This window comes from Rhodococcus sp. JVH1 (assembly GCF_000280725.2).
GTDB classification, from domain to species: Bacteria; Actinomycetota; Actinomycetes; order Mycobacteriales; family Mycobacteriaceae; genus Rhodococcus_F; species Rhodococcus_F jostii_A.
Map to the genome: position 1 here is coordinate 1,187,058 of NZ_CP166289.1, position 12,982 is coordinate 1,200,039.

Sequence of the window (12,982 nt, forward strand, 5' to 3'; positions counted from 1 at the left end):
TGGTCAGTGCTGGATGCGTTCGACGACCGTCGCGATGCCCATGCCCGCGCCGACGCACAGGGTGGCCAGGCCGTAACGCTTGCCTCGACGTTCGAGTTCGTCGAGCAGCGTGCCGAGGATCATTGCGCCGGTGGCGCCCAGGGGGTGGCCCATCGCGATGGCGCCACCATTCACGTTCACCTTGTCGAGCGGGATCTCGAGGTCTTTGGCAAACTTCAGTGCCACGGAGGCGAATGCCTCGTTGATCTCGAACAGATCGATGTCGGAGACGGCCAGTCCGGCTTTCGCGAGTGCTTTGCGCGCCGACGGCGCGGGACCGGTGAGCATGATCGTCGACTCGGAGCCGATGACGGCCGTGGACACGATCCGGCCGCGCGGCGCGAGGCCGGCGCGTTCGCCGGCTTCGGCGCTGCCGATGAGCATCAGGGAGGCACCGTCCACGATTCCGGACGAGTTGCCGGCGTGGTGGACATGATCGATGCGCTCCACCCAGTGGTATTTCTGCAGTGCCACCGCGGAGAATCCGCCTTGCTCCCCCAGCGCGGCGAATGACGGCTTCAACGCCGCCAGGACCTCGACGGTGGCGCCGGGCCGCATGTGCTCGTCCCGGTCGAGGACGACGACACCGTTGCGATCCCGCACCGGGACGACCGAGCGGTCGAACCGTCCGCGGGCCCACGCCTCGGCCGCCAGTTCCTGTGAGCGAACCGCGAACTCGTCGACCTGGCTGCGACCGAATCCCTCGATGGTCGCGATGAGATCGGCGCCGATCCCCTGCGGAACCATGTACGTGTCGTAGTTGGTCGCCGGATCGAGTCCCCATGCACCGCCGTCCGACCCCATGGGAACCTTCGACATGGACTCGACGCCACCGGCGAGAACGAAGTCTTCCCAGCCGGACGCCACTTTCTGCGCGGCGAGGTTGACGGCCTCGAGCCCGGAGGCGCAGAAGCGGTTGATCTGGACACCCGCGACGGTCTCGGGCAGTCCGGCAGCCAGCGCCGCGACCCGCGGAAGCACGCCGCCCTGTTCACCCAGCGGCGACACGATGCCGAGCACGATGTCGTCGATCAGTGCCGGGTCCAGATTCGGATTCCGGACCTGGATCTCCTCGATCAATCCGACCGCCAGGTCGATTGGCTTGGTGCCGTGCAGGGCACCGTTGCTCTTGCCCCGCCCACGGGGGGTTCTGATCGCGTCGAAGATCAATGCCTGCCCGCTCTGCCGGGTTGCACTCATGATCCAGCTACCTCCGATAGTTCGAAATGTGACATCCAGGAGTGCACGACCGTCAGGAGACCGCGGACACATGCGAATTGCGGTTAACTTATTCCGCTTGTTCCTCACGTGTCAATACCCCCACGACACCTCCGCAGCCGGATTCACCGGCATTTTCCGAGAACGCGGCGTGGCGCTTTCTTCGCACGCGACCCTCAGCCCGACCCGACGATGCGAAAGTCTCGGTTAAGATGATCGACAGTTAAACTGGCAGATGACTGCCGATTACTGGAGGTGACCGTGGCTCGGACCAGCACGGCGGCCGGTGCCGCCACCGAGCGGCCGATCCGCCGTCGCCCGAAGAACCGCAAGGCCCAGATCGCGAACGTCGCTGCCGAGGCCTTCAGCGAGCGCGGCTACCACGCGGTCGGCGTCGACGAGATCGCCGCCACCATCGGGATCTCCGGCCCCGCCCTCTACCGGCACTACCCCAACAAGTACGCCCTGCTCGTACACGCCGCCACCACGACGGCCGACGCTCTGCAGGCAGCCGCGGACGGCGCGCTCGAGGGGATGGCCGAACGCGAGCCCGGAGACCGCCTCGACCATCTGGTCTCCGCGCTCGTCGCGAACACCATCGAGAACCGCAAGGTCGCCGGGCTCTACCGCTGGGAGGGCCGGTACCTCGAGGCCGAGGATCGCACGCGAATCCGCGACGTCTTCGTTCACGTCACCCAGTGCGTGGCGGGCCCCCTGCGGGAACTGCGCCCCGAACTCACGTCCGTCGACGCCACGACGCTGGGGGCGTCGACACTGAGCGTGATGGGGAGCATCAGCGCACACCGCACCACCCTCGCGACGCGCCGGCTCGACGCGCTGTTGAAGTCGGCGTGCGAATCGATCCTACGTGCGACACTGCCTCCCGCCGTCCCGGCCGACGGAATGAACGCGGGCACAGGTGCGGTACGCGGCCTGGCGGTGACGTCCAAGCGCGAGTTGCTGATCAACGAGGCCGTGAAGATATTCGACCGGCACGGCTATCACGACTCGAGCATCGAAGAAATCGGCGCCGCGGCCGGCATCAACGCGTCGAGCGTGTACCGCCACTTCCCCAGCAAGGCCGACCTTCTCGCAGCGGTGTTCTACCGTGCGTCCGACCGGCTGGCCGTGGCCACCTCGGCGGCGCTGTCCACCGCCACCGGCCCCGAGGATGCGCTCCGCAAACTCGCGGAGTCCTATCTGGAACTCTCCTTCCGGAACCCGGAAGTGCTGTCGGTGTACTTCGCGGAGATCGGGAATCTCCCGAAGAACGAGCGGACCAATCTCCGCAACGTGCAGCGCCTACACGTCGAGGAGTGGGTCCACCTGGTGACCACCGTGCGCTCCGAACTCTCGGCTCCGGAGGCACGGTTCCTGGTTCACGCAGCGCTGGGATTGGTTCTCGATATCGGCCGACTGGTCCACTTCGACACCCGCGAGGAGTCGCGTGCGCGTCTCCACACCCTGATGACGGCGGTACTGCTCGGCCACTGAGGCCGTGCCCCTGGACGAATCACCCAGGGACACAGCCCGTCATGCGACCCGTCGACGGGCTCCACGGTGATTGTCGCCTTCCGCCCCCAGGTCCCGGGGACGGTAGCCGACCGGGTATCCGGGGTAGCTCCGGTTGTGCCGATCCCGGGCGGCCTTGGACTCCCGCCGCGGCGGCAGGTAGCGCACGAACCTCGCCCGGATCCCCAGCGCACGGCGGGAAGCGTTCTGCAGCCAGACCGGGGCGGCGGGAAACCCGAACGCCGACAGCATCATCGGGTCGAGGAGGGCGTAGACCCCCTGAGCGACGAGCGGCCGGACGGGCGCCGGAAACCAGGAGCAGAACAGCTTCAGTGTGTAGGTACCGACGCGATGGTTGTCGTCGGTGTACCGGAAATGCCGCCGCTCGTAGTCGACCTTGAACCGGTAGAAGGCCTCGAAATCTTCGGGAATGTTCTTGATTCCCATCCGGATTCCCACCTGACGGTAGAAATGGAAACACGCGAGACGCTCGTTCGGGGTCAGCCGCCGCCACCCGAAGCGGTCGATCCAGTCGATCGGCTCGTAGATGAAGGTGGTCAGCACGTACAGCATGTCGTCGTTGTCGATGTCGTACTTGCCGTGCATGCGGTTCACGACGCGCAGCGATTCGACGCCGCGCTCGGAGTCGTAGCCGTGTTCGACGAGTTCGGCCATCAGCAATGCGGTGTCGTCGTACCGCTTCTGTGGTCGTTTCTCGAACTCACCGGTGCGCTGCAGCAGTTCCGAAATGGTGGGGACGCAGTACGTCCGGAACAGCGCGAACTCGAGGGATCGCTGGTAGTCCCACGGAAATTCGTAGCCGGCCGTGATGCGATGGATCTCCTGGTGATCCCGAACCGGGTCGAGTTCCTCGATGCGGCGCTGCCAGCCGTGCCTGCCCCGCGGAATCCCGCCCGGCGCGCCGCTGTCGGCGCGCTTGGTCTTCATCAGCATGTGAATACCCTCCTGCCGTGTGATCAGCGTCCGTGCCGGTTCTTCAACATCCAGGCCGAGATCTTCATGTCCCGCGACTTGCGCTGCATGGTGAGCAGGTTCAGCGGAGCCGCGAACTTCTGCCTGGCGATGGATTTGACCCGGCTGAATTCACGCAGACCGTCGGCGCCGTGGATGCGGCCGAAGCCCGAATCTCCGACACCGCCGAACGGCAGCGCCGCCACACCGGCGAACCCGAGCACCGAACCGATCGTCACGACTCCGGTCCTGAGCTTCTCGGCAGCCTGCATCGCCTTCGTCGCGTCCTTGGTGAAGATGGATGCGCCGAGCCCGAACGTGGTGCCGTTGGCCTTCGTGACCGCTTCGTCGAGGCTGGCAACCTTGTTGATGACGACCGTGGGGCCGAACGTCTCTTCGCGGATCGCGGTGCTGTCCTCGGGAACGCCGGTCAGCACGATCGGCCCGACGTAGCCGTCCTTGATGGAGTCCAGTCCGCCGACCACCGCGGATCCGCCCTTGTCGAGTGCGTCCTGGACGTGGCCGCGGACGACGTCGGACTGGCCGGCCATCGTCATCGGACCGTAGGCGGCGTCCCGGGGGCCGGGGTGCAGGACCTTCGACTTCTCGGCGACCAGTCGGACGAACTCGTCGTAGACCGAGTCGACGACATAGATGCGCTCGACGCCGGCGCACGTCTGTCCGGCGTTGCCCATCGCGCCGAACACCGCGAAGCCGGCCGCCTCGTCGAGATTCGCGTCGGCGTCGACGAGCATGGCGTCCTTGCCGCCCGCCTCGACGACGAGGGGGGTGAGCGTTTCGGCGCACGCGGCCATGACGCGCTTGCCGGTGGCGGCAGATCCGGTGAAGGCGATCTTGTCGACCCCGGCCGAGACGAGCGCCGCGCCGGTCGATCCGTCTCCGGTGACCACCTGCAGCACGGGCTGGTTGGGAACGAGCGCCTTCCACTTGTCGGCGAGCCACACCGCGACCCCGGGGGTCAGCTCGCTGGGTTTGAAGACCACGGTATTGCCTGCCGCCAGCGCATAGGAGATCGAACCCATCGGCGTGTAGACGGGGTAGTTCCACGGCCCGATGACACCGACCACACCCATCGGCTCGTATCCGACGCTGCTGGCCTGGTTCGCGCTGACCAGGCCGGACGGCACCTTGCGCCGTTTCAGGACCTTGCCCGCGTTCTTCGCGGCCCAGTCGAGGTGTTCGACGGCAAGCATCACTTCGAGGAGCGCGTCGTCGTACGGCTTACCGGTTTCGGCGGCGACGAGTGCGGCGAGCTGCTCACCGTCTCGTGCGACGGACTTCTTCCAGTCGAGAAGCCATTGCTTGCGGCCGTCGAATCCGAGAGCGTTCCACCACTGCGCGGCCGCTCGGGCCGCGTCGACAGCGTCGCGCACCTCCGGCTCCCCCTGGATCGGGTACTCGGCCAGGACGTTGCCACTGCGCGGGTCCAGGGACGCGAACGTCTTCGGCGCCTGCTCCGTCGGGGCTGCGGGCTGTTCGCCGGCCGTCGTCTCGGTCGTCTCCGCCTGCTGTGGCATGGTCTGTCCTCCCTCGAGATCACATCAAATATATGTGATGTGATGTAATGTAGTGGACATCACAGTATGCGGCAGACCCCATCGCGGCAAGCCCCGCACAGTCACTCCGGCCGACCGACTCGCCGGCCGAATCAACCATGAGGAGTCCCCCGGACATGAGCGTCGAATTCACCAGTGAACAGAAGGACTTCGCGTCGGCGATCGCCGATTTCTGCAAGCGCGAGAGCGGCACCCGCGAGCAGCGCGACAGGCTGACGAATCACGGCGAGCACAACCACAATCAGGACGTCTACGAGAAGATGGCCAAGCTGGGCTGGCTGGGCATCACCATTCCCGAGGAGTACGACGGCTCGGCCGCCAGCCACGTCGACATGTGCATCCTGCTCGAGGAGGCCGCCATGGGCATGGCCCCCATCGGCGGCATCGGCCCCACCCTGATCACGGGCGGCGCCTACGCGAAGTTCGGGACCGACGCACAGAAGGACATCGTGCTGCGCGGCATCGTGGCAGGCCGATCACAGTCCATCTCGATGTCCGAGCCGGAAGCCGGTTCCGACGTCGGCAACCTCAGCACCCGCGCGGAGAAGACCGCCGACGGCTGGGTGATCAACGGTCAGAAGACGTGGTGCTCCAACGCGCACTTCGCCGACAACATCCTGCTCGTGGCCCGCACCGGGCGCGGCGACGGCAAGCACGAAGGCCTCACGATGTTCCACGTCCCCGCTGATACCGGCGGGCTGAAGATCAGCGGAATCGACACGATGGGCGGCAAGGAGGTCAACGATCTCTACTTCACCGATTGCGTCCTGCCCGAGGACGCGGTGGTGGGCGAGGTCGGCAACGGCTGGCGCCAGCTGATGACCGGCCTGAACTTCGAACGCCTGATCCTCGCCGCCATGATGCTCGGCACCGCGCAGCGCGCGTTCGCCGACACCCTCGACTTCGTCACCCAGCGCAAGCAGTTCGGGCGGCCCGTCGGATCGTTCCAGGCACTGCGCCACCGCATCGCCGATCTCGCGACCGAGATCGAGTGCTGCAAGCTGCTCGTCTACAGCGTCGCCAAGGACGTCGACGCGAACCCGGACAAGATGCTGGCCCGCGAGGCGTCGATGGCCAAACTGAAGGTCACGGAGACGGCGAAAAAGGTCGCGCTCGAGGGCATGCAGATGATGGGCGGGTACGGCTACGCCACCGAGTTCGACATGGAGAAGCACGTCCGCTCCACCATCGTGTCGACCATCTACGGCGGTACCAACGAGATTCAGCGCGACATCATCGGCAAGACCTACGGCTTGTAATCATCCCCTGCGGTTTATGCTGGTTTGCCGCATCGAAGGAGTTCTCCATGGCATCGCCCTCCGTGTCACGATCCCCAGCGGGCCGCACCCTGCGCCGCCGACCCCAGCTGTCGGACGACGTCGCCGTGCACGTCCGCAACCTGATCATGTCCGGGGGCGTTCGCCCGGGTGACTTCATCCGCCTCGACGAGACTGCGGCAGACCTGGGGGTCAGCGTCACACCTGTCCGTGAGGCGCTTCTGACCCTGCGGGGCGAGGGACTCGTCGAACTGGTTCCTCACCGCGGGTACGTCGTCGCACCGCTCAGCCGGGACGACATCCACGACCTCTTCTGGCTGCAGGGGCAGATCGCCGAGGAACTCGCGGTCCGCGCGACACGGTCGGCCACCCCGGAGGCCGTGGAAGAGCTGACCGCGATCAACGAGAAGCTGCGGCGCGCCGTCGAGGACGGCGACGCCGGCCGCATCGAGGATCTCGAGTTCTCGTTCCACCGGGTCATCAACCGGCTTGCCGACGCGAGCAAGCTGTCGTGGTTCCTGCTCAGCGCCACCCGCTACACCCCGGTGCAGTTCTATTCGTCCGATCCGGCCTGGGGTGAGTCGGCGGTCGACAGCCATCGCCGTCTCATCGCCGCCCTCGCCGACGGGAAGGCCGAAGTGGTGGGTGCCGAGAACAAGGCCCACTTCATCGACGGCGCCCAGCGACTGGTCGCGCATCTCGACGAGGTCGGCATCTGGGACTGACCGGCACTACCGGTCCCCGGCGCCGGGTCAGCACGGTGCGGGGTTGCGATCTCCGTAGGTGGGGTCCAGCGCCCGCTGGATGATGTACACGGCCCGCGCATCGGTGGTCAGCTGGCCGTGTTCGGCCGTGTTCGTCTCGCAGCCGTCCTGGAGCCAGATGTTGTGCACGACGGCCCCCGGACCAGCCGCCAGGAACGTGTTCTCCGGCGGGGTCGACACAGTATCCCTGCGGCTGGCGACCACCGTGTACTCGATGCCCGGGTCGGTGTCGCCGCCCGCGTTGAGGAGTTGAAGGAAGGGCGAGCCCACCATCTGCTGGATGTAGGACGGCCCGACCGCGACACCGGCGAGCGTCGTGACCGGCACGCCCAGTGCCTGAGCAATTGCACCGAGCGCCTGGACGTCCCCGAAGCTGGTGCCGTGGTTGGTGGCACCGAGCGTGACGAGCGAGTGCACTTTGTTCAGCGCGGGGTTCGTGCGGTCGGCGCCGCCGTCGAACCGCAGGTACTGGCGGGACACCGTGCCACCGAGCGAATGCCCGATCATGTCGACCTGCGAAGCGCCGGTGGTGGTACGGACCTGGTCGACGAATCCGGCGAGCTGCCGCGCGGACTCCGCGATGTCGGCGCCGCCGAACATGCGCATCAGGTTACCTTCGGTCAGACCGGCAGCCTGTCCGTAGTTGAGGGCGAAGACGCAGTACCCCTCCGCCGTGAGCGCCGGGGCGAGGTCCTTCCACGTTCCCACCATGCCGGTCCAGGTGCCGTGCACCAGTACGACGGGGCGCGGGTGCGCCGCGGACGGCTTACAGCTCCAGTCGTTCGCCCCCGGCAGTACCGACGGGTCGGCCGCGGGTGCGGGTTCCGCTTCCACGGGATCCGCTGCCGCTGGTGCCACGCCGCAGAGCATCACGATGCCTGCCAGCGCGAACAACAGGGCCCTACCGGCCGACGATATACGCATATTCCTCGTATCCTGAGTTGACGGAAATAGACTTCAGGTTACGTTACCCAACTGTCCATCGAAGTCTCAACCTGAGATCGAGACTCTGGGGGGTGATAACCCACACGATTCGTCTTCGGCTGATCACAGACAGTCCTCCCGGCCATCCGGAAGGCTCGCCGAAACGAACCACCAACGACACACGATAGTCGGGATGAGAAAACTACTGCCAATCGAGTGAGTGGGGCGATTATGTATTTCTCCGTAGAACAGCGGAACGGCGACGATTCCGGAGAGCATTCTGACGCCTCGGCGCAGCAGGCACTCGACGGTCTGCGCGCCGTACTCGACGCAGTCGACGCGACCCTTCTCGACGCGGTCCGGCAGCGCTTGGAGGTGTGCCTGCGCATCGGCGAACTGAAGCGACGCGAGCACATCGCCATGATGCAGCCCGGCCGGATCCACATCGTCCGCGAACGGGCACGACAGTACGCGGACAGCCACTCACTGTCCCCGGAGTTCTTCGACTCGCTCTACGACCTTCTCATCGCCGAGACCTGCAGGCTCGAGGACCTCGTGATCAACGCGGAGCCCGCCGACGAGGGCCCTCACCACAACGGACGCCACGACCACCATGACAACCACCACGTTCGTCACAGTTCCGTGCCCTCTGCGAATGTCGAGTCGTGATGAGTACCCGGACGCTCTTGGTCGACAATTACGATTCCTTCACCTACAACCTGTTCACCCTGCTGGCCGAGGTGAACGGTGAACCCCCCACAGTCGTGCACAACGATGTGGAGTGGGATTCGATCCCCTGGTCCGACTTCGACAACATCGTCATCTCCCCCGGCCCCGGACGCCCGGAGCGGCAACGGGACTTCGGCATCAGTGCGCGCGTCATCACGGAGACCGCACTCCCCGTCCTCGGTGTGTGCCTCGGCCATCAGGGGCTGTGTCAGCTGTTCGGTGGCAGTGTGGTTCTCGCACCCGAACCGATGCACGGCCGCGTGTCCCTCGTCGAACACAACGGTTCCGAACTCTTCGCGGGCATTCCGTCACCGTTTCCGACGGTCCGCTACCACTCGCTGATCGTCGAGGATCTCCCCGACGACCTCGAGGCCACCGCCTGGACCGCCGACGGCCTGCTGATGGGTGTCCGTCACCGCACTCGTCCGCTGTGGGGCGTCCAGTTCCACCCCGAGTCGATCAGCACCGCCTTCGGTCACGAACTGCTCGCGAACTTCCGCGATCTCACGCAGACGCATTCCGGGACATCCACGCACGGTTCCATGCTCAGAATCCCGATTCCCCACGCGCCGTACGTGGTCCAGCAGGTGCGCGTCGACCACGAAGTCGATCCCCGCACCACGTTCGAGGATCTCTTCGCGTCCGGGCCCAACGCGTTCTGGCTGGACGGGACGTCGGCATCGGAACCGAATTCGCGGTTCACCATCATGGGCAATTGTTCCGGCCCCCGCGCCGAATACATCACGTACGACGTCAGCGAAGCGATCGTCCGGATCACTCGCGAGGGGTTGCCGGTCGAACAGGTACATGCACCGTTCTTCGACTACCTCGAGCGGCAACTGCAGGCCCGGTCGGTGCCCGGCCTCCCGGGGGTGCCGTTCGGCCTCGGCTACGTGGGGTACCTCGGCTACGAACTGAAGGCCGAGACCGGCGGCACGGCGGCCCACAAGTCGCCCACCCCGGACGCCGCGCTGGTGTTCGCGGACCGCGCGGTCGTCATCGACCATTCCGGCGAGCGCACCTACGCGCTGTGCCTGAGCGATCACCAGGACGATCCGGAGTTGCGCCGCTGGCTCGACGAGATGGAGGTGGCGCTGCATCGGCTGGCCGAGCCGGACAACCCGCCGACCGCGGTGTCGCCGATCCGGAAGCCGGAGTCCGCCGAACTCGCCCTGCGCCACGATCACGACAAGTACCTCGAACACATCGGGACCTCGCTCGGCGAGATCCGGACCGGCGAGTCCTACGAGGTGTGCCTGACCAACATGGCGACGGTGGACCAGTCGATCGATCCCCTGCACACGTTCGAGTTGCTGCGCTCCATCAGCCCCACCCCGTACAGCGCGTACCTCCAGTTCGCCGGTCTGTCGGTTCTCAGCGCCTCCCCCGAACGGTTCCTCAGGATCGGCGCGGACCGGGTGGTGGAGTCCAAACCCATCAAGGGGACGCGTCCGCGCGGCGCGACCCCCGCCAAGGACGCGGCACTGCGGCAGGACCTGCTCGACAGCGAGAAGGACCGCGCCGAGAACCTGATGATCGTCGACCTGACGCGCAACGATCTGGCCCGGGTGTGCGTTCCCGGATCGGTGCACGTTCCCAAGCTCTTCGACGTCGAGACGTACGCGGCCGTGCATCAACTCGTGTCGACCGTGCGCGGGACGCTCAGCGCCGACGCCTCCGTCGTCGAGTGCGTTCGCGCCGCCTTCCCGGGCGGATCGATGACGGGCGCCCCGAAGATCCGGACCATGGAGATCATCGACCGGCTCGAGTCCGGGCCTCGCGGTGTGTATTCCGGGTCGATCGGCTACTTCTCACTGACGGGGACGGCCGACCTGTCGATCGTCATCCGCACGATCGTCGCCACGGATACCGAGGTGACGTTCGGCATCGGCGGCGCGATCACCGCCCTCTCCGACCCGGAGGAGGAGTTCGACGAGGCGATGGTCAAGGCCGCCACCATGTTGCGGGCACTGACCGTGACGGCAGACCGGCCGAACGAGATCGGGCCGTGAACGTCCCGGCCGCATCCCCCCGGACCGTCGCGCTGATCGGCGGTTCCGGCGATGTCGGCCGGATGCTGGCGGCTCGGCTGCGCGCCGACGGAAACACGGTGCGCACCATCGACATCCGATTCACCGACCGGTCCGACCCGGATCAGGTGAAGGGGGACGTCACCGACCCGTCGCCGGAGCTGCGGGCGGTGGTGCACGCCGCCGATGCGGTAATCCTCGCGATCCCCGAAAGCGTCGCTCTGGAGGCGATTCCGTTCGTCGTCGCGGAATTGCCCGAACACGCCCTGCTGGTCGACACGCTGTCCGTGAAGTCCCGATTCGACGCCGCCCTGCGTGACAGCGCGTTGCGCAACGGCGCAGTGGGCGTCAACCCGATGTTCGCGCCTTCCCTCGGGCCGGAGGGCCGCCCCGTCGCGGCGGTGACCTACCGGGACAGCGGTGAGGTCGAGTGGTTCCTGTCGGTGCTGTCCGGCTGGGGGTCGTCGGTGGTCCGCCTGGACGCCGAACACCACGACCGGCTCACGGCAGCGACCCAGGCACTGACCCACGCCGGCGTCCTCGCGTTCGGCCTCGCGCTCGCGGACCTCGGTGTCGACGGCGCCGAACTCACCGCGGTGGCAACCCCTCCCCACCTCGTGTCGCTCGCGCTCCTCGCGCGGGTCGGCGGAGGTGTCCCGGAGGTCTACCGGGACATCCAGGCGGGCAATCCCTTCGCGGGCGAGGCCCGCCGCGCGCTCGCCGCGGCGCTGACCACTCTCACGGAAACCATCGAGCAGGGCTCGGACGATGATTTCGCCACGCTCATGTCCCGCTCGACGTCGACGCTCGGCGGCCGGAGCGAACCCCTCGCCCGGCTGTGCGCCGACCTCTTCACCGATCTCGTTCGCAGACAGCCGCAGTCGTGGGACAGGAATGGAGATTCGTCATGACGCCCCAGAAGACTCCTTCGCTCCCGGAGTACGACCCGTCTGATCCGGTGGAGAGCGCCGTCGTGTCCCGACTCGCCCGGAACTGGGGACAGCGGGCGACCGTGAAGAAGCCGGAACCGGACCTCGACGCGCTGTTCGATCTCGACAAGCAGGACTACCCGAACGAGTTGCTGCCCTTCGCCGATCACGATCGGTTCCTCGGCATGCGCGAGGAGCAACGGAACCAGCTCCGGGCGTGGGCCTGGATCGCTTTCAACAAGAACGTCATGGACATCGAGCAGTACGTGGTCAATCCCGGGTTCGACCTCGTCGCGCACGACGCCCTGGACACCGGGCTCGGCGACACGTTCGCCGTGGCCGTCCACCAGGCGATGGTCGACGAGCAGTACCACACCCTCATGCACCTGAACGCGAGCGCGGTCACGCGCAGGCAACGCGGTTGGGCCATGCCGAACAACGCCCTTCCCGACGTCCTGACGTTGCGCCGTCAACGCGCGGCGACCGCCGATGCCGCCGACCCGAGGAAGCAAGCGATCACCACGTTCGCCTTCATGACGGTGGCGGAGATTTCGATCAGCTCCTACCTCGACCTGATCTCCGAGAACGACGTCATCCAGCCGGTCAACCGGGCGACGGTCCGCCTCCACAACCGCGACGAGTACTGTCACGCCTCGATCGCCGACGACATCGCGGGCGTCGTCTACGACACGCTGAGCCCCGACGACCGCCGCCACTTCCTGGACGGGCTCGTCGACGCGATGACGGCATTCAGCAGCAACGACTACTCGACGTGGCACACCATCGTCGACATCCTGGACCTGGACGGCGGTCAGGCGATGATCGACGACGCCGAACACGACACCCGCCGATCCGCACTGGTCCAGGATTTCAGTGGGATCCACAAGCTGTGCAAGCACCTCGGCGTCGCGGGCGAGATGTCCTTCGAGTGGGCCTGACTCCGCGGCGACGGAAACAGACGGGGCCACGTGGTGGAAAGGCTCGGAGCCTCCCCACCACGGGCCGCGGAGA

The 12,982-nt window shown here is 66.6% G+C and carries 11 protein-coding genes; 7 read left to right on the forward strand and 4 right to left on the reverse strand.

What is annotated here, in order from left to right; genetic code table 11:
* Positions 1-3: 3 nt before the first annotated feature.
* Positions 4-1,239, reverse strand: a complete 1,236-nt coding sequence (locus tag JVH1_RS05755) for an acetyl-CoA C-acetyltransferase (protein ID WP_009479353.1) — start codon at positions 1,237-1,239, stop codon at positions 4-6.
* Between the two features lie 273 nt (positions 1,240-1,512).
* On the opposite strand from JVH1_RS05755, the gene JVH1_RS05760 reads away from it, so the two are divergent.
* Complete coding sequence (locus JVH1_RS05760; RefSeq protein WP_043782023.1) at positions 1,513-2,751, forward strand: TetR/AcrR family transcriptional regulator; 1,239 nt, start codon at positions 1,513-1,515, stop codon at positions 2,749-2,751.
* A gap of 39 nt (positions 2,752-2,790) precedes the next feature.
* Here the strand turns inward: JVH1_RS05760 and JVH1_RS05765 are convergent, their stop codons facing one another.
* Together JVH1_RS05765 and JVH1_RS05770 are read right to left on the reverse strand one after the other, a co-directional pair.
* Positions 2,791-3,723: an oxygenase MpaB family protein gene (locus JVH1_RS05765; RefSeq protein WP_009479351.1), complete on the reverse strand. Its 933-nt coding sequence runs from the start codon at positions 3,721-3,723 to the stop codon at positions 2,791-2,793.
* A 23-nt stretch (positions 3,724-3,746) separates the two neighbouring features.
* Positions 3,747-5,279: an aldehyde dehydrogenase family protein gene (locus JVH1_RS05770; protein WP_009479350.1), complete on the reverse strand. Its 1,533-nt coding sequence runs from the start codon at positions 5,277-5,279 to the stop codon at positions 3,747-3,749.
* Positions 5,280-5,434: 155 nt separating this feature from the next.
* On the opposite strand from JVH1_RS05770, the gene JVH1_RS05775 reads away from it, so the two are divergent.
* Positions 5,435-6,577, forward strand: coding sequence for an acyl-CoA dehydrogenase family protein (locus JVH1_RS05775; protein WP_009479349.1), 1,143 nt, complete (start codon positions 5,435-5,437; stop codon positions 6,575-6,577).
* A gap of 47 nt (positions 6,578-6,624) precedes the next feature.
* The gene (locus tag JVH1_RS05780; protein ID WP_009479348.1) at positions 6,625-7,320 is read left to right on the forward strand and encodes a GntR family transcriptional regulator; all 696 of its coding nucleotides are present in this window, start codon (positions 6,625-6,627) and stop codon (positions 7,318-7,320) included.
* Positions 7,321-7,347: 27 nt separating this feature from the next.
* On the opposite strand, the gene JVH1_RS05785 is transcribed toward JVH1_RS05780, so the two are convergent.
* The gene (locus JVH1_RS05785; protein ID WP_043782021.1) at positions 7,348-8,283 is read right to left on the reverse strand and encodes a triacylglycerol lipase; all 936 of its coding nucleotides are present in this window, start codon (positions 8,281-8,283) and stop codon (positions 7,348-7,350) included.
* A gap of 231 nt (positions 8,284-8,514) precedes the next feature.
* Between JVH1_RS05785 and JVH1_RS05790 the strand changes: the two genes are divergently transcribed.
* The 4 genes from JVH1_RS05790 to JVH1_RS05805 are packed head-to-tail and all read left to right on the forward strand — an operon-like array spanning position 8,515 to position 12,909.
* Positions 8,515-8,952 carry a chorismate mutase family protein gene (locus JVH1_RS05790; protein WP_009479346.1) on the forward strand — a complete coding sequence of 146 codons (438 nt, stop codon included), beginning with the start codon at positions 8,515-8,517 and terminating at the stop codon, positions 8,950-8,952.
* Positions 8,952-11,024 (forward strand): aminodeoxychorismate synthase component I, encoded by a 2,073-nt coding sequence (gene pabB / locus JVH1_RS05795; RefSeq protein ID WP_043782018.1) that lies wholly within the window; start codon positions 8,952-8,954, stop codon positions 11,022-11,024. Before JVH1_RS05790 ends, pabB begins: the two co-directional genes overlap by 1 nt.
* Positions 11,021-11,953 carry a prephenate dehydrogenase gene (locus JVH1_RS05800; RefSeq protein ID WP_009479344.1) on the forward strand — a complete coding sequence of 311 codons (933 nt, stop codon included), beginning with the start codon at positions 11,021-11,023 and terminating at the stop codon, positions 11,951-11,953. The genes pabB and JVH1_RS05800 overlap by 4 nt, the downstream gene beginning before the upstream one ends.
* Positions 11,950-12,909: a diiron oxygenase gene (locus tag JVH1_RS05805; protein ID WP_009479343.1), complete on the forward strand. Its 960-nt coding sequence runs from the start codon at positions 11,950-11,952 to the stop codon at positions 12,907-12,909. Before JVH1_RS05800 ends, JVH1_RS05805 begins: the two co-directional genes overlap by 4 nt.
* Positions 12,910-12,982: the final 73 nt, after the last annotated feature.

Coding starts and splice junctions, on each gene's coding strand:
- JVH1_RS05790 (WP_009479346.1), top strand. CDS start 8,515: ATGTATTTCTCCGTAGAACAGCGGAACGGCGACGATTCCGGAGAGCAT.
- JVH1_RS05755 (WP_009479353.1), bottom strand. CDS start 1,239: ATGAGTGCAACCCGGCAGAGCGGGCAGGCATTGATCTTCGACGCGATC.
- JVH1_RS05775 (WP_009479349.1), top strand. CDS start 5,435: ATGAGCGTCGAATTCACCAGTGAACAGAAGGACTTCGCGTCGGCGATC.
- pabB (WP_043782018.1), top strand. CDS start 8,952: ATGAGTACCCGGACGCTCTTGGTCGACAATTACGATTCCTTCACCTAC.
- JVH1_RS05780 (WP_009479348.1), top strand. CDS start 6,625: ATGGCATCGCCCTCCGTGTCACGATCCCCAGCGGGCCGCACCCTGCGC.
- JVH1_RS05770 (WP_009479350.1), bottom strand. CDS start 5,279: ATGCCACAGCAGGCGGAGACGACCGAGACGACGGCCGGCGAACAGCCC.
- JVH1_RS05805 (WP_009479343.1), top strand. CDS start 11,950: ATGACGCCCCAGAAGACTCCTTCGCTCCCGGAGTACGACCCGTCTGAT.
- JVH1_RS05765 (WP_009479351.1), bottom strand. CDS start 3,723: ATGCTGATGAAGACCAAGCGCGCCGACAGCGGCGCGCCGGGCGGGATT.
- JVH1_RS05785 (WP_043782021.1), bottom strand. CDS start 8,283: ATGCGTATATCGTCGGCCGGTAGGGCCCTGTTGTTCGCGCTGGCAGGC.